The organism is Spirosoma flavus (genome assembly GCF_054778555.1).
Genome location: NZ_BAAGZL010000002.1, coordinates 1,487,043 through 1,508,723 on the forward strand (window position 1 = coordinate 1,487,043; position 21,681 = coordinate 1,508,723).

Below are 21,681 nucleotides of genomic sequence, written 5' to 3' on the forward strand. Positions count from 1 at the left end.
AGTCTGTTTTAGATATTCACAAAATAGTCTGCCGAAGTGCTGTTAAAATTTGACGTTCAGATTGAAGCCGATGCTACGTGTGACGGGCAAGCCAGTTGCTTCCAGTCCAATCAGGTTATCGGAGGGAAAGCCGAATTGTTCAGGATGAATATTGGGCACCCATTTCTTGATGACCGCTACGTTGTTCGCCACCGCATTCAGGCGAATGCCTTTGATAAACGGAACTGTTGAGGGCAGAAATTTCGAGAAATCGTAGCCGATGGTTATCTGCCGCAACTGCCACAGACCAGCGTCGTAAACAAATTCTTCGGCGATGTTTTGCGAACGTACTGTTTCGTAATAAGCCTGCACACCCGACTTCGTTTTGTTGACTTCGCCATTTGGATTTACACCATCCCCAATCACAAAATTTTCAGCCCGGCCCACCAGCGTTGCCTTATGGAGGCCGTGTCGCCAGGCATTGTGGTTCGTGCCCGAAATCATTTTACCACCTAGTTTGAAATCAATCAGGAACGACAAACTGATGCCTTTATACGTAAAACTATTCGTGATACCACCTACCCACAACGGTAACGCACTTCCAAATGGAATCTGGGTGGCCGTACGCAACGGTCGTCCATTCCCAGCGTCGAACACCTGACGTCCCTGCGCATCTCTCAGATACCCAAAGCCGTAGAGTTGACCCATCGGCAGACCTACTACTTGCCGAAGTTCACCGGTAAATTCGCCGGTTCCAACGGTTATCATGTTATCAGCGACGCTGGGGCCTAAATCAAGTACTTTTGTTTTGTTGTAAGCCGCGTTTAGGTTCACGTCCCACAGAAAGTTTGGCGTTTTCAGGGGCGTAAACGTCACCAGCATTTCCAAGCCCTGATTCCGGCTTTGTCCTACGTTGATGAGTTGCGACAAATATCCTCCCGCGTCGGAGGTTTGCGCGCGCAGAATCTGGTCTGACGAGAGTTTATCGTAGTACGTAAAATCAAAACCTACCCGGTTGTTGAAGAGCCGCAACTCCAGCCCGAACTCTTTTTCAGAGACGCGCATCGGGCGAAGATTCGCGTTGGGAACCGTTGAGCCGCTGATGGTTGCCAGGGGCTGAGCCGCCCCGCTTGGCGACGGAAACTGCTGGGCATTGATGCCGTAGAACAGGTTATTGGAATACGGCTGCACGTCAGTATCACTACCCACTTCGGCATAGGCGGCCCGGATTTTTGCAAACGAAATCCAGTTCGGCAAGCTCTGTGCAAACGCCTGTGAAACCACAAAACTCGCCGTTACCGATGGGTACAAAATGCTCCGATTGGCGGGCGAAAGCGTTGAGAACCAATCGTTACGTACCGTTCCGTTCAAAAACAGAAAGTCTTTGTACGATACTTCGGCAGATCCATATAACGAGTTTACCTGACGCTCCGAAAAATCATACGTAGCGTCGCGCTGGCGACCGTTGCCGATGGTATACAGGCCGCGCGTGTAAAAATCCTGCACAAATACGTTATGCCGACTGATACGTCGGTACATCTGGTTCCCCCCTGCGTTCAGATTGACGCCGATTGACCCAAAGGTGCGATTGGCCCCAATCAGGAAATCGGTGTTGAGTTCGCGAACCATCCGCGAATCCTGCGTGTACTGTCCATTCACAAAACCCGCCGGGGCTGCTGGCTGACGCTGACTTCCGGTTGGCAGGTTATAATCCTGCTCGCGGGCGTAATAGTCCTGCCCTACCCGAGCCTGCAAAAACAGCCAGTCGGTGAAATTGTAGCGGGCGGTCAGGTTACCGAAAACCCGGTCGTTACGTATGTTATCGAAGCGTTGGAGGGCAAAATACGGGTTGGTTCGGTTGGTAAAACGCGACCAGACCACCTCGTTTCCGTTGGCATCTGTCGCATATTTTTGCAATAAATCCAGCGGCATTGAGTTCGCCATATTGAAGATTACCACCGGGCTATAGTCCTGCTCTGCGATATTCGGCGGGTTTTTCCGGAATTCGTTCGAATAGTTGACGTTTCCCGAAATGGTCAGTTTTTTAGCCAGCGTCTGTGTAAACCCCAAGTTAATGGTTTTGCGATTATAGCTCGAACCAGGGAGAATAAGCCGGTTGTCGAGATTGGAGATGGACAGGTTGAAACCGCCAAATTCGCCCCCAGACGACAGACTAATGGTGTTGGTCCAGGTTTGTCCTTTCTGATAATACTTCGTTATCTGATTTCGCTGCGGTACGTAGGGAACCTCTACCCCATCGAACAAAATTTGGGTCATACCCGGCTGAAACTTCTCTCCGAAGCTCCACTGACCCGACGTAGGAAATGGTGCCGTTGGCCGAACGCCGTTTTCACCCTGACCGTATTCGTATTGATAATCCGTATAATCGAGCGGGGTTTCGCTGGTGAAATTGGAGTTATATTCCAGACCAATCCCTGAGCCAGAACCGCGGTTTTTGGTCGTAATCATGATAACCCCATCCTTCGCCCGTGAGCCATACAAAGCCGAAGCTGCCGCCCCTTTTAGCACCGTCATCGTTTCGATGTTGTCGGGGTTGATGCTGCTCAAACCGTCGCCACCGTCGGAAGTACGGTTGCTGCCTTTTTCTGATACGTCGCCCCGCGCACCGTAGTTTGTATTATCAATCGGAACACCATTTACCACAATCAGCGGAGAGTTATTGCCACCAAACGACGACTGCCCCCGAATCCGAATTTTGGACGTACCAGCCGGGCCGGTTCCCAGCGACGTAATGTTTACACCCGGAATCTTCCCCTGAAGTGAATTCATAAAATTCGCCGTCCGGTTCACCGTAATCTGGTCCGACGTAACGGTGGACGTAGCGTAGCCAATGCTTTTTGCCTGCTTTTTGATGCCCAATGCCGTCACGACAACTTCACTCAACGCTTTATCAGCGGGCGTCATCAATACCTGAAACGTCGATTGATTGCCCACCGTCATTTCTTTGGTTTCGTAGCCAACGAAACTGAAGACCAGCACCGGATTGCCGCTATCGGGAACATCAAGTTGAAACGTACCTTCAGATGACGTAGTAGTCCCCCGTTGCGAACCTTTTATCAGTACGCTCACGCCCGGCAAACCCGCTCCTTTCTCGTCGGTTACTTTTCCCGACACCATCCGTTTAGGATCGGTAACCAAATCCGGTTCAATCGATTCAATCATGCCCGTTTGGGACGTAGCGGGAGCAATAGCCGATAAAACCAGCTTGCGTCCGACTAGTTCGTAATTCACTTTCAGAGGCTTGAAGAAACGTATTAACACTTCCTCTAACGTAGCGTTATTGGCTTGAATGGTGATTTTCTGCTTCGGCTCTATCACTTCCGTACTGTACACAAACTGCACACCTGTCGCTTTCTCGATATCAGTCAGCACTTTTTTAATTTCCTGATTATCTACGTGAAGCGTTAGGCGTCGGCGCAGATAATCCTGCGCATTTGACGGATAGGCATACGATACGCCTACCACGAAGAGCATTACTAAACTTTGGGTTAGTGAAAACCTCATGATCGTAGCCCAGATTTGTCTGGAGAGGATTTTTTTCATGAGTATGGCAGAGGTTAAAGGTTCAGGGTATTAATGGTCCCGACAGGCTCCGGCTATCGGCGTCGCGCTAGCGACTAATTCAGTAGCTACAACCGACAGCCAGAGCCTGTCGGGGCCTTCTACCGAAAGCTTTTGCGGCTAATAACAATCTGGCCATCAGTGATTTCGTAGCTAGCCGAAGCCGCCTTACACAAGACGTCCAGTTTTTCATAAAGCGACTCATTTGTCAGCGTCGCCGTAATTTTACAGGCCTCAAAACTTTGCTCATCAAACTGAATCGGGATGCCGTAACTCAGTTCAACGTCCCGCAAAATGACAGGTAACGCCACTTCATCGTATACAAACTGGTTTTCAGCGATTTTCGGCGTCGTCAGCGTTGGATTGGCCACTAGTGTTTTAGTCAGATTACCATCGCTTTTCTCGAAAATAGCGGCCTGGTTGGCGTGTAGAATCAGGCCGTTCACCTCCTTGGTGTTGGGCGATCGATCAGGCGACGGCTTATAAACCGAAACCTTACCTGACAGCACCTGCACCGTAAATTTTTTATCGAGGTCGAACGCCCGGACCACAAATTTTGTACCCAGCACTTTCGTCACCATATCGCCGGTATATACCATAAAGGGCTGATTACGACGCTTTACCGCGAATTGAGCCTCCCCTTTCAGGTACACCGTCCGGGTAGCGCCCGTAAACTGCGACGGGTAACGTAGCTGGCTTTTCGGACTTAACAAAACCTCGGAACTATCGCCCAGCACCACACGTAACGGTTGCTGCGTATCATTTGCGGTTTCGACTAATTGATTTGTAACCGAATGATTCGCCAAACGGGGTAAGAGCGGGGTCGGACTATCATGGGTAACGTACCAACTCAAACCGACCAGCACAACCATCAGCATCGCTAATACAACGCGTTTACCTGTCCGTTGGCGGCTTATTAGTGGATTCTTAACACTACGTATCGACAAATCGCTACCCTTACGGTGTGGTATATACGCAGCCGCTTTTTCCAGAAACTGTTCGGTCTCTTTACGAATTTCGGCTTCACCGATTTCGTCGGACGTAACGGAAGCTGCCCGAATGAACCGTTCGGCCAACTGAAAAGCTTCTTTTTGGCGTGGATAGAGTTGGAGAAACGAAAGCCAGAACGTTTCCTGACTGCTACGTCCCTGGACCCAGTCGCGAAAATCTTCGTCCTGAATAAAATCTTCAGTCCCGTATGCGTCGTAATTTTTCATCTCCGTTTACAATGTTCGGTTTCGCATGTGCGGTGATACTACGTAGTGAGCCAGTACATCGTGAACCCCAGGAGGCTGGCAGTCCAGTTTTTGCGGAGGCTGTTCAGGGACTTTTGCAGCAGATTATAAACCGATTGCCGACCAAGCTGCATCACTTCGGCAATCTGTTCGAAATTCAGGTTCTGGTAAAACCGAAGATAAATGAGTTCTTTCTGACGTTCGGGCAGGTGATTGATAACGTGCTCCAACCGACGGATTTGATAGATTTCGTGTTCCTCTTCAATGAGCCGAACGTCAGCGGCAAACTCAACCGAAAATTCATATTCGTCGGGTAATGCCGCCTGATACGTAGGCTGTTTAGCCGATAATTCGCGCAGAATTCGTGTTTTGAGCACTACCAGTAAATACGACCGCACATTTTCAACCGGCCGGATCGATGCCTGCATTTTCCAGAGATTCATGAACATCTCCTGAATACAATCTTTCACAAATTCCCGGTCGGCGTGGAGCCGCATTCCCCAATGAAACAGGTCGGGATAATACCCCTGCATGAGCTTCGCCAGGGCATACATATCGCCCGCCTGATAATCCTGCCAAAGTTGTTGTGCTTCGAGTTGGGGTAACCGTCTGCTCATATTCGTACGGTGGCTTTATACGTATGAGCGGATTTTAACCGAAACTTAACCCTCGTTTTAAGATTATTTTTTTAAAAAATTAGAAAATAGCTTGAAAAACGATTATAAAGCCACTGAGCAAAGTGATTCGTCTAAGCTAAAATCCAGCTTTGTATAGACAGAAGCTCCAACTCATAATGCGTTAAAAATCGTTTCGGCAAAGCACGTATCGGAATTTTGGTAGGCCAGTTTTTGAAGATTTTCATCTGAATACATAATACCTTCAGTCAGCACTTTTTCCAAAAGTTGACTAATAGCTTGTGGTGAAGTCGAGTCGACTACGGCACCTAGTTTATCCTGTTCAACGAGTTTTCCGACGTAGCCATAATCCGAAGCCAGTATGGGTTTGCCCGATACAGCCGACCGAATAATTACCGAAGCCATCCCCACATGCCGCTGATACAACGCCAGCGCATAATCGGCCAGCTCAAAAAAAGCCTGAATACGTTTGCCCCGCACTTCACGGAACTCACAAATGATCTGAATAACAGGGCTAACCTCCGCCATTTTCTGCTCAATTAGCTGCTGGTAATCGCTACGTATTGCCCCCGCCAATACCACACAAACGCGCGAATACAATGCCGGATCAAGAAGTTTAAGTGCATCCAGCAGGGGCTCTATTCCTTTGCGATCATCCAGATAGCCGAATAGGAGAAATACCTTGCGATCAGGCTTGATTTGAAGTTCACTACGTAGCGTATCAATTTCTGTAGCCGGAATGGAATAAGCTTTTACGGGGTCAGGAAGCGGTACTACGTTGACGCCAGCGTGTATCGTTCGGAGCATGGCTACAACCGAGTGATCGAGGCAGAACAGGTTGGTGAGCACACCCCGACGTAGCATGCCACGTAGCGTCAGTTTCTTCCGTAGTACGTTCAGTCGGGCTTTCAGGCCGGGGACAGTTTTGTAGTGAAAATCGGGTCGGAAATAAATGCCTGATACTTTACAGGGAACTTTACGACCCAGCCACAACCCCATCTGAAAAATATCGAAATACATCAGCAGGACGTGCGAGGGCTGGTATTCCTGAACGTAACGACGTAGCAAATTCCACTCTTTGAACGCACGAGCCAGCATCGACGCCTGGTGCGTCTGCTCAATATCGGCCTGAGGAATTGGGATAAAACGGACCGCAGCGCCCGTTGGTGCTACGTCGACCAATTGCTGAAATGTTGGCTCAAAAGACGCTTGTGTGACAACAAGTAACTCGCCTTCGGGCCGTTGGTGAAGCCAGTAATTAATAAGATGAGACAGATAATCAGCGTGATGCCCATCAATGATCGTGTCAAACAGCAGAATTCGTTTCATAATAACCGCTACGTTACCTCTTTCAGGCAAGCAGCGTTCGCGTACACACAAGCCAGATTTTTAGTCAATGAAAGATCAAAGTTATCGAAAAACGACTGGACTACGTGTTTACTTCCTTCACCACTACGTATCATTTCTTTTTCTTATACCTTTGTTAGTCACCTTCTTCTGAGTCATGCAGAATCTTAAGATTGCGACAGCACAGTTCGAAAATGCCAGCGGAGACAAAGCATACAATCTCCAGGTGATTAGCCAGTTAGCGGCTAAAGCAGCTCAACAGGGCGCTCAGGTTATTGCCTTTCACGAATGTTCCATTACGGGTTATACGTTTGCCCGTCATCTGTCGGAAACGCAGCTGCTGGCCATTGCCGAGCGAATTCCTGATGGAGAAAGCATTCAACGGCTCACCGAAATTGCTCGTGAAAATAATATTGTTATTCTGGCGGGTCTGTTCGAAAAAGATGAGCAAAATCGTCTTTTCAAAGCCTACGTTTGCGTCGACAAAAACGGTTTAGTAGCTAAATATCGGAAACTGCACCCCTTCATCAATCCGCATCTGTTACCCGGCGATCAATACGTTGTGTTTGATTTATTTGGTTGGAAATGTGGCATACTGATTTGCTATGACAACAATGTAGTTGAGAATGTACGCGCGACGGCGTTGCTCGGAGCCGATATTATTTTCATGCCACACGTTACGATGCTAACGCCTTCTACCCGCCCCGGCGCTGGCTTCGCTGACCCGGCGCTGTGGCAAAATCGCGAAAATGACCCAACGTCGCTACGTCTGGAATTTGACGGTATGAAAGGACGCGCCTGGCTCATGAAATGGCTACCCGCCCGCGCTTACGATAATGGTATCTACGCCGTATTTTCCAACCCAATCGGTATGGACGACGACCAGCTTAAAAATGGCTGTTCCATGATTATTGACCCGTTTGGCGATGTCATTGCTGAATGCCGCGAACTTGGCAACGACATCGCCATTGCGACTCTTACTCCCGAAAAACTGCAACAAGCCGGCGGCTACCGTTACCGTAAAGCCCGTCGCCCTGACTTGTATCGGGATATTTTAGGCCAGGAACATACGCCGGAGCAGAAAGTAGTCTGGCTGAATTCGGATGTTGAGTAGCAAATAACGAGTTAGGAAAACAACTTTGTTATGCTGATGAAGCCGGGCCGCCGGACTGGAATCATAATAAAAACAAAAACCGGCTCTAAGCCGGTTTTTGTTTTTATTGACATCAAACACCTTTAGGCAATTACTTCATATTCATAGCCTGGCCAGCTTTCACCACTTTCATGACGCCATTCATAATGCGCCAGTGGCCGGGGAACGTGCAGACGTACGGATAATCACCGGGGGTAGTGGGCGCTGTGAATTTTAGCCGGTAAGTCTGGTCAGGGTTGACGAGTGGCGTGGCAACAATGACCTGCGAAATCGACGGTACGTAGTTTTTCTCGGCACCATCTTTCGCCGTAATCAGTTTGTCAGCAGCCGCACCGATAGTTTCCATGCTACGTGGTTTCCCGATAACGAGGTTATGCTGCATGGCGTCGGGGTTTTCCAGTACAATTTCGATCTGCTTGCCCGCCGTTACGGTAAATTCTTTTTTATCGAAACGCATCTCCTCCCGAACGGTTTTCATACGTACCACCTCTACGTTCGGGTCTTCAGGTTCAGCCTTTTTCATACCCCAAACTTCGTAAAGTCGGGCCAGCCGCTCGCGATTGTCGGTTGAAACGCTGTTGCTCAAACTTACCAGGAACGACTTGTTTGCTTCTGCTACGTCGGTTTTTTGTTTCATGTTCCAGCCTTCCGTAACGCCTTTCACCAAAGCCTCGCTTTCGGTAGAAGGCAGCTTCTGCGCCCAACGTAGCAGCGCCACCACCGAATCGACCGGGGCTACCGATACGTAGCTACGGGTTGCACGTTCGAGAGCGTAGGTAGCCAGGCTCTGCGGGCCGCGGTACGTTAGTTTGTGCGTAGCATTGTTATTCTGCTCGTTACCTTCCGCAATTTTGTTGTCGCGATCAAGCATGGCCGTGATGGTGTATTGACCAGCTTTTTCGAACGAAACGCCCATATCACCAACCCAAGGGCCATTGTTCGATTTGGTGATGGTTACCGTTTCGCCAGGAGCGATACCCGACTCGTGCGTTACGCTCACAAAATCAATTTTAGCTTTCTCGCCTGGTCCCGAAGGCCCTTCGACACGTACCGACAATGGAATCGGTGTTCCGGCCGGAATAGCTGCACCACCCGCGTTTTTCACATCGACAAATACCTGTGCTCTTTCCCGAACGGCTGGTGAAGCGGGCGTTGTCCGAATGGTTGCCACAACCAGATCCGGCTTATTGCCCGACGAAGATTGAGAATTATTTGAATTCGACGTAGTAGCCTGTTGTTCAGCATGGTTATGGGCACTCATGTCGTGCTGCATGGATGACGACGTAGCAGGACCTTTCTTCGCCAGCTCAGCCATGTATGCTTTTAGCAGCTCACCATCATCTCCGCTTAATAACAGAGCGTATGCTTCAGGTATCCAGCGGTCTGAGACGTAGTTATTGCTCTGAAGCTGAGCCAGAATTGCCTCTTGTTCAGGCCGTTCAAGTGTTGATTTTGAGAGCGCTAACAGGGCTTCCAATACAACTAATGGTTCTTTATCTTCCAGTAATTTCTCCCGGAAAATATATTTCGCCAACCAGCCATCCTTATCGTTTGGCAACATCCGAATCACCGCCCGACGTACTGCCGGAGCCGGATGATGCAGCACTTTTGTGACTGCCCCTGATACGTTCGGATCGGTTAAGGCACCTAAACCGTGGAGCGTCCAGAGGGCGTGAAGAACACCCGGCGCATTGCCAATTTCATCGAGCGACGGATCGTTCAGCAGCTCCAACAGTTGCGGCACTACGTCCTTGTTGTTCCGTTCGATAAGCAGCCGCTGAGCCGTCATGCGCCAGAACATATTCGAATTTTTCAACGCGGCCACCAACTGATTCGGCTGGTCTTTGCTCAACGTCATAGGCGTGTATGAAGGCGCGCCTTTGTAACCGACGCGATAAATCCGACCGTGCGTAAAATCACGTAGCGGTGTCTCGTAAGCATTTCCCGAACCATTGGTAGCACCTTTAGGCGTTGGGTTATGCTGAATAATGTAGCTGTACCAGTCAACCACCCAAACAGCTCCGTCGGGTCCAACTTCAGCAAAAACGGGCGCAAACCATTCGTCGGCTCCGGCCATCAGGTTAAATCCATCGACGTCGGAAAAATCGGTTCCGCTTTTCTGCATTACGTTCTGGTGCAGAATGTGGCCCGTTGGTTCGGCAACAAACGCTACGTTGTTCCAGTATTTTTTGGGGAAGGCGCGGGCCGTGTAAAAGTTATGTCCAGCGGCCGCCGTAAATCCGCCAAACACGTCCACCTGCCGAACTTTCTCGGTGATGGGTTTCATGTCTTTGTGCGTATCCGTACTGCGACTGCCGTTCTCGCGAATGTGCGGAGCGCCGTGAAAATATTGGTTCGGGATGGCCATGTACCAGCCGTGCGAATTGTTGGCCGTCGAGCCGAAAATATCGCCGGTTTCGGTGAAGCCAAGGCCCCAGGTGTTGTTCGACGTACCTGTTACGTATTGAAGTTCAGAACCATCGGGTTTAAACCGAAAAAAGCCCTGGCTAAATTTAACGCTGTCGGCACCCACTTTCCCTTTGAAACCCGAGTAGCCAACGCTGCCCCAGATCCAATTGTCGAAACCGTAGTGCAGGTTACTCGGACCGGCGTGCGTATCGAACGTACCGAAACCGGTAAACAGAATCTTCGTTAAATCAGCCCGGTCGTCGCCGTTGGTATCCTGCAAAAAAAGCATGTGGGGTGCCTGCGATACGTAGAGGCCTCCGTTTCCAAACGCCATCCCCGTCGGGATGCTCAGCCCTTCAGCGAAATTGGTGAACTTATCGGCCTTACCGTCTTTGTCGGTATCCTCGCAGATAACAATATAATCTGACCCTCCTCCCGACTTCCGTTCGTTGGGGTAATCCTTGGTAATCAGCACAAACAGCCGTCCGCGCTCATCCCAGGTCATCGCGATGGGGTGCAATACGTTAGGCTCATGCGCAAACAGTTCGAGCGTAAAATCGACCGGCACCTGAATATGCTTCATCGACTCCTCAGGCGACAGCGGCTCCTGCTCCATTTGAGGGCCAGGCCGTTTTTCGTAGTTCGGCAGATTGGCTTCGTGATACGCAAACGGCTGCGGATTCAGGTCGTCGTGCAGTTTTTTGACTTTATCACCAACTGCCCAAAGAATACCACGTTCCAGTAACTGCTGAAAACCGGGCTGGCTCCAGGTACGCTCGTCGTGGCCATAAGCCGTGTAGAAAACGCGCCCTTTGCCGTACGTCCGAGTCCAGGTATACGGTTCTTCGGTCTTGTCGGGGCGGTCCTGCCGCTGGTCGGCTTTAATTTCGCGAACGGCCAGTACGTTATTATCCTCTTGCAGATGGCTGTGCAGGTACGTTTCATCGAAAGCTTTGAACGACTGCAAACCCATTACCAACGCATTTTCGGGTTGCGTGAAACGCGTTTGGATGGTGTCCATTTTGTGCCGCCAGAATTGCCCACCAACTACTTTGTCGACGTATTCGGTCGAGTTGCGGAAGCAGTATGATGCACAGTGTACCGGAATCACGCCATGCCCCGACGATACGTAATCAAGTAACGCTTTTTCCTGCGGCTTCGGCAGGCTGTCCCAGTTGGCGTAAATCAACAGGCCGTCGTACTTGTTCAGGTTGTCGGCGTTGAGGTCTTCCAGCTTATCGGTATACGTAATGTTGATGCCCCGGTTTCCCAGCGCAGCCATGAGTTGCGGCACCCGCTCGATGGGCCGGTGATGTCCGTTATCGCCCAGAAAAAGAATTTCGGTCCGGCGAGCCCGCGATGACTCCTGCCGGACGGTCGTTTGTGTACCCGACAGGCGGGCGCACTGCGCAAAAAGGGCGGCTAACCCAAGGAGAGTGAGTAATTTTTTCATGGCCTTACGACCGTCTAGTTATAGGTTAAAATCGGGCAATTCAATCAATTTTCCACCCTGAAGCGCTGACTCGTGCGCCAGAATTCCAACGCTGGTCCAGTTGGCCGACTGAGCCGCATTCGGGAACGGATCGCGATCTTCAACAATGGCCGACACAAACTCGTGCACCATGTGCGGGTGCGATCCACCGTGACCACCGCCCTGTGTGAACGACAGGTGTTGCGTTTCATCGGCATCGTACACGCCTTTCGTCGTAAAACGCTGAATTTCTTCCGGTAGATAATGCGCGTAATCGGGAACAGTTACTTTCTCAGGGATTTCTGGTTCCGGCTTTTTGGCCGTGTGAATCACTGGCTGCTCGTCCTCGATCAACTGCCATTCGAACGATTTTTTATCACCGTACACCTCGAAGCTTTCGCGATACTGCCGTGCTACGTCGAACAGCGACCGGTATACATAAGCCGATAAATCGCTGTTTCTGAACTTGATATGCGCCGATTCCACAGCAAACGGCGAGTTGTGAATTTTTGCCAGTTCTTCGCGGATAGTACCCGAACCGAAGCATGATACGTACTCAGCTTCCAGTTTAAGCAAACCCGCAACCGGACCAACGCAGTGCGTAGCGTAGTGCATTGGCGGCAAACCGGGCCAGTAATCCGGCCATCCGTCCATATCCTGCTGGTGACTGGCTTTCAGAAACTGCACTTTCCCCAGCTCACCTTTTTCGTATAACTCCTTGACGAACAGAAATTCACGGCTATACACCACCGTTTCCATCATCATGTATTTCTTGCCCGATTCTTTGGTAGCTTTCACGATTTCCAGGCAATCTTCAACCGAAGTTGCCATCGGCACCGTGCACGCTACGTGTTTACCAGCACGTAACGCTTTGAGGCTTTGTTCGGCGTGGTTCGGAATCGGCGAATTGATATGAACGGCATCCACATTGGGGTCGGCCAGTAGTTCGTCGTAGCTGCTATAGCGTTTTTCAATGCCATACGCGTCGCCAATCTTGTTCAGATTTTCGACGTTGCGCTGGCAGATAGCATACATATTGGCGTTCGGATGACGCTGATAAATCGGAATGAATTCGGCCCCAAAACCCAGGCCCACAATGGCAACGTTAATCATAATTAAAGAGTGAAAGTGCGAAAGATTGAAAGAGCGAAAGATTGACTGCTGGTGAGGCAACATTATGACGAGAGCAATGCGCTCTTTCGCTTATTCGCTCTTTCACTCATTGTTTTTATAAACGCCAGTCCGTCTACTGCCAGTTGTTCGGGCGAGGTAAACATGGGCCGGAAAATATGCGTGGCTGCCGCCAGATCAGGCGGGTTCGGACCGAAGGCTTCTATAGCAATTGGGCCTTCGTAACCCACTTCCTGCAACGTACCAAATACATCGTCGAAATTAATATGGCCTTTGCCGGGAGTAGAACGGTCGTTTTCGGAAATCTGAACGTGAACCAGGTAAGGCGCTACGTTCCGAATGGCCTCTGCTACGCTCTTCTCCTCCATGTTGGCGTGGAACGTATCGAAAGCCGCCCGGCAATTCGGGTGATCAACCGCTTCGACGTAGCGAACCAGTTCATCGACGCAGGTAAGCAGGTACGTCTCAAACCTATTTAGGTACTCAACCGCCAGCACTACGTCCTTCGTTTGGGCGTATTCGGCCACTTCGCGCATTCCTTCAACCGACCAGTTCCATTCCTGCTCAGTGGCGGGTTTGCCCGTAAAGGTTTTGAATCCGGCATACATCGGCCCCATCAGAATGCGGGAACCAACGGCTGCTGAGCAGTCGACAATCTTTTTTAAGTACGTAACGCCTGCACGTCGCGTAGCTTCGTCGGGACTGATGAGGCTTACCTCATGGCTACAGATGGTACAGGTTTGAACACCTAAGTCCAGCGCCTTCAATTGTTGACCGATACGTTGCCATTTGGCGAGGTTCGGCGTATCGTTCGGTTCGCTGATGGGAACCTCCACAAAATCGAATCCGCTGTTTTTCAGAAACGCGAACGTTTCGGACAAGTTTTCGTCCATCGACGCTGTCCAGACAAACAGATTCATTCCTACCTTATTCATATTACGTCTCTAAAAAATTACACAAATTTACTTAGTAACCAAATACGAGTCATAGCTTTTATTAATGAATACCGACTGTATTTTCACGCAAAACTTCTATTTTTGGCTCGGATTACGTTAAATAAAAACAATGCGACCGCCCTTACGCAAAGATATCGAACCTGTTGCGTCTTCGTTCATTGTTAAAGAACTGACAGAGCCTCACTTCGATCAAAATTGGCATTTTCATCCCCACTACCAGTTATTTCTGGTCGAAGAAGGGACCGGTATGCGGTTTATTGGCGACTCAATAAAGCCGTTCGGTCCCGGCGATCTGGTTTTTTTAGGCCCCAATTTACCGCATCTCTGGCGTAGTGATCAGGATTATTTCAACAAATTTTCGGGCCTCATCACGAAAGGCATTGTCGTTTATTTCGCCGAAGATTTTCTGGGAGGGGATTTCTTCAATAAACAGGAGATGACCCTGGTGCGGCAATTGCTCAATAACGCCCGGCAAGGGCTGGAATGGACTGGTGAGACACGTAGACAAACCGAAAAATCGCTACGTAATCTGGCCAAACAAACCGTTGATTTTGAGCGTGTTATTAGTCTACTCTCCTTACTAAATACGTTGTCGCATGCGTCAGACTACCGTTTTCTGACGAGTTCAGGATATACCAACACGGTAAAGCCGTCTGAAACGGATCGCATGCAATTGGTACACGATTACGTACTGGAACATTTCCCAGACGACCTTAGCCTAGATACCATCGCCGATCTGGCCGGGATGACGCCACCCGCTTTTTGTCGCTATTTTAAAACCCGGGCCAATAAAACGTTTTCTGAATTTGTGTCGGAGGTACGCATCGGGCATGCGTGTAAACTACTGATGATGGGGAAGTTAAATATCACGCAGATCAGTCTGGAAAGCGGTTTCCGTACGCTTTCGAATTTTAATCGCCAGTTCAAAGACATAACCGGCCAAACTCCTTCGAATTACGTAAAGACGTATCGGGAGCTTTAGCATATAAAGTGCGGAAGAATAAAAGAGTGAAAGTGCGAATACCATCGTAGGCTTTTCGCACTTTCACTCTTTTATTCTTTCACTCTTAAACTTAATACGTCACCGTGCTCGCTGGTTCGCGAACTGATACGCCTTCATTGATAAAGGTCAGCAGATCTTCGTTGAGCCGATCTTTTTCGGTTACGAACAAACCGTGCGGAGCGCCTTCATACACGATATACGTAGCATTTGGCAAAGCATCGGCTGTCCGTTCGCCTGACGCTTCAATGGGTACGGTTTTATCGGAATCCCCATGAATAATGAGCGCCGGTACGTTAATCTGCATTAAATCATCCCGAAAATCGGTGGTTGCAAATGCGTTGGCGCAGTCGAGCGTAGCTTTGTGCGATGCTACGTAGGCGCGGGCAAAATCACCGTCGAGGTGGGCTTGACTAACGGGCTGGCTGATCAGGCTGACGCCATAGAATTGCTTACCGAAAGTTTGCAGGAAATCGGCGCGATCTTTCTGTAAATTCTCAGTGATTTCGTCGAACACTTCCTTATCTACGCCATCTGGATTGTCTTCCGTTTTCAGCAAATAAGGTGTTACAGCACTGACAAATGCTACTTTCGCTACGCGCGCACCACCATGGCGGCTCATGTAACGAGCTACTTCGCCACCGCCCATCGAAAAACCGACCAGCGTTACGTTCTGCAAATCCAGTTCATCAAGAACCGCTTTCAGATCGTCGGCCAACGTATCGTAATCATAACCATCCCAGGTCTGGGTCGATTTTCCGAAACCGCGACGGTCATAAGCGACTACGCGGATGCCATGTGCCGGTAATTCGGCCAGTTGATAATCCCACATTTCGTGGCTGAGCGGCCAGCCATGAATGAGTACGACAGGATTGCCGGTGCCTAAATCTTGATAGAACAATTTGATGTCGTTGCCTGAGGCATCGGTGCCTGCTTTAATATAGCTCATAACGTTTTTGTTTTGTCGATTTTAATCGAGTTGTTTTATAGACAACTCGACTTGTAATAAATAGTTTGCTACTGGTCCATTATTTGATTGTTACCAGGGTTTAGCCGATTATTGGTCCATGAAACAATCTTTACTCGCCCGACTTTCCGAGCAACCACACGCCCTAAACCATTTATTACTTGGCCTTAGCGAAGATCAGATCCGGCAACGACCACAGCCTGAGAAATGGTCTATTTTAGAAAATATGGCGCATTTGGGGCGTTATCAGGAAGTGTTTCTGGACCGTATCCAGCAGATTATCAGCAACGTAACACCAAGATTTAACCGCTACGTTGCCGATAATGATCCTGATTTTGATGATTGGACACGGCTATCTTTTCAAACGTTGACCGAGCGCATGCAAAACGAACGGGCAGCACTGAATGCCTTTCTGAGCATTTTACGAGAGGAGCAATTGTTACGCGTGGGCATACACCCCGCGTTTGGACCTATGACAGTAGAAGGCTGGGCCGAATTTTTTCTGCTCCATGAAGCGCATCATTTCTTTACCATTCTGAAGCTAGGCGGAGCCATGCGAACCGAAGAACAGCCGATGGGCGTATAGTAAAAAGCGATGAGAGACAAAGGATGAGTTTGCTGACGCATTCAATTGCTTGGTACTTCAGCAAACTCATCCTTTGTCTCTCATCGCTTTTTTTCTGACTACTGGTACACCCGCACGTAGTCGACTTCCATTCGTCGGGGCCAGATGCTTTCGTCAACGCCTTTCTGGCCTCCCCAGTTGCCGCCCACCGCTACGTTCAGCAGCAGGTAAAATTTTTGTTCAAACGGCCATTCTGCTACGTTACTGCCCAAAACAGACTTTTCGACCGTGTTATATTTCTGGTTATCGACGAAGAAATCGATCTTATCGGCGGTCCATTCAATAGCGTAGAGGTGATACGCCTGAGTAGCATCCGGTACATTAATCTGCTTCCCTTTCTGGGTCTTTTTAGCGTGGTTGTACGATTCGGTGTGAATTGTGCCATGAATGACGCCTTCATCGAAGCCAACGTGTTCCATGATGTCAATTTCGCCAGCCAGCGGCCAACCGGCTGTTTTAATATTATTACCCAGCATCCAGACGGCAGGCCACGTACCACGACCCGATGGCAGTTTGGCGTAGGCTTCGATACGTCCCTGCTGCCACGCCATTTTGCCTCGCGTCAGCAACCGTGCCGACGTATAGTTTTTGCCTTCATAGGTTTCTTTGCGGGCTTCGATGATCAGTTTCCCATTTTCAACGCGGGCGTTTTCACTTCGCCGACGGGTGTAGTACTGCAGCTCATTATTGCCCCAGCCATTCCCTCCTACTTCATAATCCCATTTCGTGGAATCGGGCAGGCCTGGCTTGTCGAATTCATCACTCCACACGAGTTTTCGGTCTGTGGGCGAAGTTGTTACGTTCACCGGGGCTGTTACGTCCGGCGCTTTACAGGCTAGCAGAGCGATTAGCACTAAGGCTTTTAATATCAATACGTTTCTCATAATCAGTATTTCTTGTTCGATCAATCACTCATTTTCCAAACGCCCACGTCAGGAAATCGGGCATGATGGCGCTCCAGGTTTCCTGGTTGTGTTTTCCTCCGGCAATTTCAACGTAGCGAATGTCGTCGTTACGTTGATAACCTTTTTCCTCCAACTCCTTTATCAGATCAAGCGTATCGTCGATGGCGTCGATGATGCCGTTGTTATTGCGGTCGCTGGTTTCGTCGTCGGTACCGGCTTCGAACCAGAATTTCTGGCCTTTATGATACGTTCCCTTTCGAACAAGCGCGTGCATAATTCGGTCGGTTTCGTCGCGGTAACCGTCTTCCGTACTCTTGCTACGCCACCAGAGCGAACCCGAAAATACGCCCGCTTTGGAGAATCGGTCGGGATGGTGAAACACAATATCGAAGGCCGACAATCCGCCGAGCGAAAAACCAGCAAACACTGATTGGGCGGGGTCGGTACTGACGCGGTACTTTTTCTTAACGTAGGGAATGAGTTCAGTCAGCACGAAGTCGGTATACAGATTGGCCTTACTTCCCCGGCTCATATAATCGGCCTGAGCCGCCGTTCCGTATTCCTGAATCCGGTCGCCGGCGTGAATAGCCACAAGTATAAACGGACGTATCGCCTGTTTTTCGTAAAGAGAATCGAGCACTTCTTTTATCCGCAACCGGGTCAGATCCTGCCCATCGTTCAGGTATAAAACGGGCAAGCGCGCTACGTCGTTTTGCCGATTCATTTCAGCAAAGGACTGGTAATGAGGAGGTAGTACTACGTCTAATTCAACAGTTCGTTTTAGGGGAACCGAGTATAATGAATCGTCGTGCCGAACCGTTACGGTAGATTGTTCAGCATTGGGGAGGGTTGGTACAAGGTCAACCATAAGCGCAAAAAATAACAAAAGGATAATCTTCACAATTGACAAAGTAGCTAAATTTTTCGATGCCTACGACTCTCTTTTTGACGGTACGAGCTATTTCTTCTATTTTCAGCCGAAATTTTGTACACTCATTAAACAACTACCAACGTGAAGGAAGACTATCGGAAGTGGTATTCGCATCACCTCGGACGCGACATTGAAATGCTGGTTTATGGGGATTGGGGCTACCCGGTGATAATGTTTCCGACCTCTATGGGCCATTATTACGAATATAAAGATTTCGGTTTGCTCGAAACGGCCCGTTGGTTTGTGGAAACCGGAAAAGTAAAACTTTATTGCATCGACAGCATCGACAAAGACAGCTGGTATGCCAAGCACCTGCATCCTGGCACCCGCATCTGGAATCACGTATTGTACGACCGGTTTCTGCATGAGGAATTGGTACCCGGCATTCAGCGGGAATGCAACGTACGGAAAATCGGCGTTTCGGGCGCTTCATTTGGTGGGTATCATGCCATGAACTTTGCGTTCCGGCATCCCGAACAGGTTGGTCATCTGCTCACCATGGGCGCGGCTTTCGACATCAGATCGTTTCTGGGTGGTTATTACGACGATAACGTGTATTACAACAATCCGCCCGATTTCATGCCCAACGCGCAAAACGATGAGTTCTACCATATGAATATTGTGCTCGGTACGTCGGAATATGATTTCTGCAAACCCGCTAATTACCAGATGTCGGGCATCCTGAACCAAAAGGGCATTCGGCATCAACTCGACGTAACGCCTTGGGGAAACCATGACTGGCCCGTCTGGAAAGACCAGTTTCCTAAGTATTTAAGCCAGATATAATGTATGAACTAGGATGTATGAAGTATGAACGTCGTATCGCATACATCCTATTCTATACTTTATACATCATCAATCTATGCACCACCTCGACCGGCTTCGCCAACATATTATTGACATACCGATTCGCCTGAAAGCCTTCTCCGATACCGAGCTGACTCAGCACGCACCGGACAAGTGGTCGCGTAAGCAAATTCTGGGGCACCTGATTGATTCGGCTATTAATAATCTGAAGCGATTTACGGATGCTCAGTTTTCGGAGGGAACGTATCAGACAACGTCTTACAATCAGAATCAGCTGGTTATTGTCAACCAATACCAAACGTTACCGCTGGACCATCTGCTCACGCTCTGGAGCAGTTTGAACACCCAAATTCTTTACGTTGCTGAAGTCATACCAGATGCCAAACTTGCTCAATCTGTTCAGTACAATGGAGTAGCAGCAGAAACCTATACACTCGATTGGATTATTGAAGATTACGTAGCACACTTGGAGCATCACCTCAAAACATTACTTTGATTATCAGATATTTATAATAATAATCCTATCAACGTAACATTATCTTTTACTACGTAGTATCAGTTCGGCACAGTAGTTGTTTTGGAAGATTTAATGCCTCATCCTCCATAACATAACTATGACAACTTTTACACAAATCTGGCCCAATTTTCGCCGTACGAAGACCGGCTTGCACATGTACATTCAGCACCGCAATAAACAGGGGTTCGTTTTAAGCAACTACGTTTGTTCGGCGCTATATAATTGAAAAAAGCCCGCTAAATGACGGGCCTTGTGTAGTAGCGAGGTGGTTTTACAGGTTGCGGTGGACAAGCGGAAAACCGGGACAAAGTTAAGTAGTTTTACCCGAAACGTTTGCAGATTTATATTAAAACCCGATTAATTCAACCTATTTACCAATACGTATCTTGAATCAAATCAGTCTCTTACGATAGAAAATAGTAAAATACTATAGCCTTTCTGACTCACTAGTTCACGACGCTACACAGCCTTTTAAGCACAAATAGTTAAGTAGTTTATACTGTATAGACTAAGCAGGTTACCGCTAAGATTGCGATTGATGCGCGCTAAACAATGTGAAAAGCGGTATGTTTACCACATCAACAACCAACGCTTTTGCAATTTAATAAACTGTTGTTCATGAAAGCAGTTTTTAAATTAGCCTTAACTAATTCATTATGAGCAAGAAATCAAAAATCGGTATTTTGTTCGGCCAGGAGAATACTTTTCCGCAAGCATTTGTCGACCGTGTTAATGAAAAACAGAGCGCTTTCCAGGCCGAATTTGTTGCCATTGAGCAAGTTGAACAAAGTGTGGCGACCGATTACGCCGTTATTATCGACCGCATCTCGCAGGATGTGCCGTTCTATAAAGCTTTCCTGAAAAACGCTGCGCTGACCGGTACAGCGGTGGTAAACAACCCGTTCTGGTGGAGCGCCGACGAGAAATTTTTCAATAACGCTCTGGCCGTTCAGCTGGGCGTACCTGTTCCGAAAACCATTTTGCTTCCTTCGAAAGAACGCCCCGACGATACGAACCATAACTCATTCCGGAACCTTCGCCACATGAACTGGGATGCGATTTTCAGGCATATCGGTTTCCCGGCTTTCATGAAACCGCACGCGGGTGGCGGCTGGAAAAGCGTATATAAAGTTGATAATCCGGAGCAGATGTTCAACGCCTACGACGAAACGGGGCAGTTGGTAATGCTGTATCAGGAAGCCATCGACTTTACCGACTATTTCCGGTGCTACTGCATTGGTGGAAAAGATGTTCGGATAATGCCCTACGAGCCACGTAATCCGCACCACCTGCGCTACGCGTCCGAAATGAAAACTACGGGGGATGCTGGCAAAAAACTGCTGGAAACCATGCACGACTACGTATTGAAACTGAATCATGGCCTTGGTTACGATTTCAATACGGTAGAATTTGCGGTACGTGACGGTATACCCATTGCCATTGATTTCTGCAACCCTGCCCCCGACGCCGACGTGCATTCGGTTGGACAGGAGAATTTCGACTGGGTGGTTGAAGCAGCCGCCAATATGGCCATCGACCGGGCGAAAAAAGCGCAGAAAGGCACCAACAATCTGACTTGGGGTACGTTTGTCCGCGGCTCAGTGGGCGATACGTCTGAAGTGTCAGCGCCGGCAAAAGAAGCGAAAGTCCCGGCTTCTAAAGGTGAAAAAACGAAAGAAGCTCCTAAAGCCGCAACGAAAGCGGTGAAAGCCAGCGAAGAAGAAAAACCCAAAAAAGGAAAAAAATAAGGAATCTTGTCATTCTGAAGGACAGAATAAGCCTAACAGCCCCTCCCAAACGTATCAATACGTTTGGGAGGGGCTGTTAGGCTTTAGTTATAGACCAGGTTATTTCAGACCAATACCCGTATCGCGGGCCGAGGCACGTAGTATGGCCAGCATTTCGCCGTAACTGAATAAGCGCCCGTCGATGTAATCATGCTCTTTCGGGCGGTCCGACGTTTGGGTTAGCGAAGGTTCGCTTCTCTTCCAGATCGCAAATGTTGGCGTGAATCGTTATTAATACGTCCTG

16 protein-coding genes are annotated in these 21,681 nt (G+C 49.0%); 6 read left to right on the plus strand and 10 right to left on the minus strand.

Annotated features, from left to right (window positions below):
• Positions 1 to 42 precede the first annotated feature (42 nt).
• The 4 genes from ACYVF1_RS15090 to ACYVF1_RS15105 all read right to left on the minus strand — a co-directional run bounded on the left by ACYVF1_RS15090 (position 43) and on the right by ACYVF1_RS15105 (position 6,760).
• Positions 43 to 3,543, minus strand: coding sequence for a SusC/RagA family TonB-linked outer membrane protein (locus ACYVF1_RS15090; protein WP_461080126.1), 3,501 nt, complete (start codon positions 3,541 to 3,543; stop codon positions 43 to 45).
• A 119-nt stretch (positions 3,544 to 3,662) separates the two neighbouring features.
• Entirely contained in the window at positions 3,663 to 4,778 is a 1,116-nt protein-coding gene (locus ACYVF1_RS15095) for a FecR family protein (RefSeq protein WP_461080128.1), read from the minus strand.
• Positions 4,779 to 4,816: 38 nt separating this feature from the next.
• Positions 4,817 to 5,413, minus strand: a complete 597-nt coding sequence (locus ACYVF1_RS15100; RefSeq protein ID WP_461080130.1) for an RNA polymerase sigma factor — start codon at positions 5,411 to 5,413, stop codon at positions 4,817 to 4,819.
• Between the two features lie 171 nt (positions 5,414 to 5,584).
• Positions 5,585 to 6,760, minus strand: coding sequence for a glycosyltransferase (locus tag ACYVF1_RS15105; RefSeq protein WP_461080132.1), 1,176 nt, complete (start codon positions 6,758 to 6,760; stop codon positions 5,585 to 5,587).
• 175 nt (positions 6,761 to 6,935) lie between these two features.
• Between ACYVF1_RS15105 and ACYVF1_RS15110 the strand changes: the two genes are divergently transcribed.
• Positions 6,936 to 7,892 (plus strand): nitrilase family protein, encoded by a 957-nt coding sequence (locus ACYVF1_RS15110; RefSeq protein WP_461080134.1) that lies wholly within the window; start codon positions 6,936 to 6,938, stop codon positions 7,890 to 7,892.
• Between the two features lie 130 nt (positions 7,893 to 8,022).
• Here the strand turns inward: ACYVF1_RS15110 and ACYVF1_RS15115 are convergent, their stop codons facing one another.
• The 3 genes from ACYVF1_RS15115 to ACYVF1_RS15125 form a co-directional block, all read right to left on the minus strand.
• Entirely contained in the window at positions 8,023 to 11,793 is a 3,771-nt protein-coding gene (locus tag ACYVF1_RS15115) for a PVC-type heme-binding CxxCH protein (RefSeq protein ID WP_461080136.1), read from the minus strand.
• A gap of 18 nt (positions 11,794 to 11,811) precedes the next feature.
• Complete coding sequence (locus ACYVF1_RS15120) at positions 11,812 to 12,924, minus strand: Gfo/Idh/MocA family protein (RefSeq protein WP_461080138.1); 1,113 nt, start codon at positions 12,922 to 12,924, stop codon at positions 11,812 to 11,814.
• Positions 12,925 to 12,986: 62 nt separating this feature from the next.
• Positions 12,987 to 13,877, minus strand: coding sequence for a sugar phosphate isomerase/epimerase family protein (locus tag ACYVF1_RS15125; protein WP_461080140.1), 891 nt, complete (start codon positions 13,875 to 13,877; stop codon positions 12,987 to 12,989).
• Positions 13,878 to 14,007: 130 nt separating this feature from the next.
• Between ACYVF1_RS15125 and ACYVF1_RS15130 the strand changes: the two genes are divergently transcribed.
• Positions 14,008 to 14,880, plus strand: coding sequence for an AraC family transcriptional regulator (locus ACYVF1_RS15130; RefSeq protein ID WP_461080142.1), 873 nt, complete (start codon positions 14,008 to 14,010; stop codon positions 14,878 to 14,880).
• 91 nt (positions 14,881 to 14,971) lie between these two features.
• Here the strand turns inward: ACYVF1_RS15130 and ACYVF1_RS15135 are convergent, their stop codons facing one another.
• Positions 14,972 to 15,847, minus strand: coding sequence for an alpha/beta fold hydrolase (locus ACYVF1_RS15135; protein ID WP_461080144.1), 876 nt, complete (start codon positions 15,845 to 15,847; stop codon positions 14,972 to 14,974).
• A gap of 118 nt (positions 15,848 to 15,965) precedes the next feature.
• Here ACYVF1_RS15135 and ACYVF1_RS15140 point away from each other — a divergent pair, with 118 nt between their 5' ends.
• Positions 15,966 to 16,451 (plus strand): DinB family protein, encoded by a 486-nt coding sequence (locus ACYVF1_RS15140; RefSeq protein ID WP_461080146.1) that lies wholly within the window; start codon positions 15,966 to 15,968, stop codon positions 16,449 to 16,451.
• 98 nt (positions 16,452 to 16,549) lie between these two features.
• Here ACYVF1_RS15140 and ACYVF1_RS15145 read toward each other — a convergent pair whose 3' ends face one another.
• Both ACYVF1_RS15145 and ACYVF1_RS15150 read right to left on the minus strand, forming a co-directional pair.
• Positions 16,550 to 17,374 (minus strand): glycoside hydrolase family 16 protein, encoded by an 825-nt coding sequence (locus tag ACYVF1_RS15145; RefSeq protein ID WP_461080148.1) that lies wholly within the window; start codon positions 17,372 to 17,374, stop codon positions 16,550 to 16,552.
• A 28-nt stretch (positions 17,375 to 17,402) separates the two neighbouring features.
• A complete protein-coding gene (locus ACYVF1_RS15150) occupies positions 17,403 to 18,263 on the minus strand; it encodes an alpha/beta hydrolase (RefSeq protein ID WP_461080762.1) in 861 nt (286 codons plus the stop codon).
• Between the two features lie 144 nt (positions 18,264 to 18,407).
• Between ACYVF1_RS15150 and ACYVF1_RS15155 the strand changes: the two genes are divergently transcribed.
• From ACYVF1_RS15155 to ACYVF1_RS15165, 3 genes are all read left to right on the plus strand, one after another.
• Complete coding sequence (locus tag ACYVF1_RS15155) at positions 18,408 to 19,112, plus strand: esterase family protein (RefSeq protein WP_461080150.1); 705 nt, start codon at positions 18,408 to 18,410, stop codon at positions 19,110 to 19,112.
• 76 nt (positions 19,113 to 19,188) lie between these two features.
• Entirely contained in the window at positions 19,189 to 19,629 is a 441-nt protein-coding gene (locus ACYVF1_RS15160; RefSeq protein ID WP_461080152.1) for a DinB family protein, read from the plus strand.
• A gap of 677 nt (positions 19,630 to 20,306) precedes the next feature.
• Positions 20,307 to 21,398, plus strand: a complete 1,092-nt coding sequence (locus tag ACYVF1_RS15165) for an ATP-grasp domain-containing protein (protein WP_461080154.1) — start codon at positions 20,307 to 20,309, stop codon at positions 21,396 to 21,398.
• Positions 21,399 to 21,681: the final 283 nt, after the last annotated feature.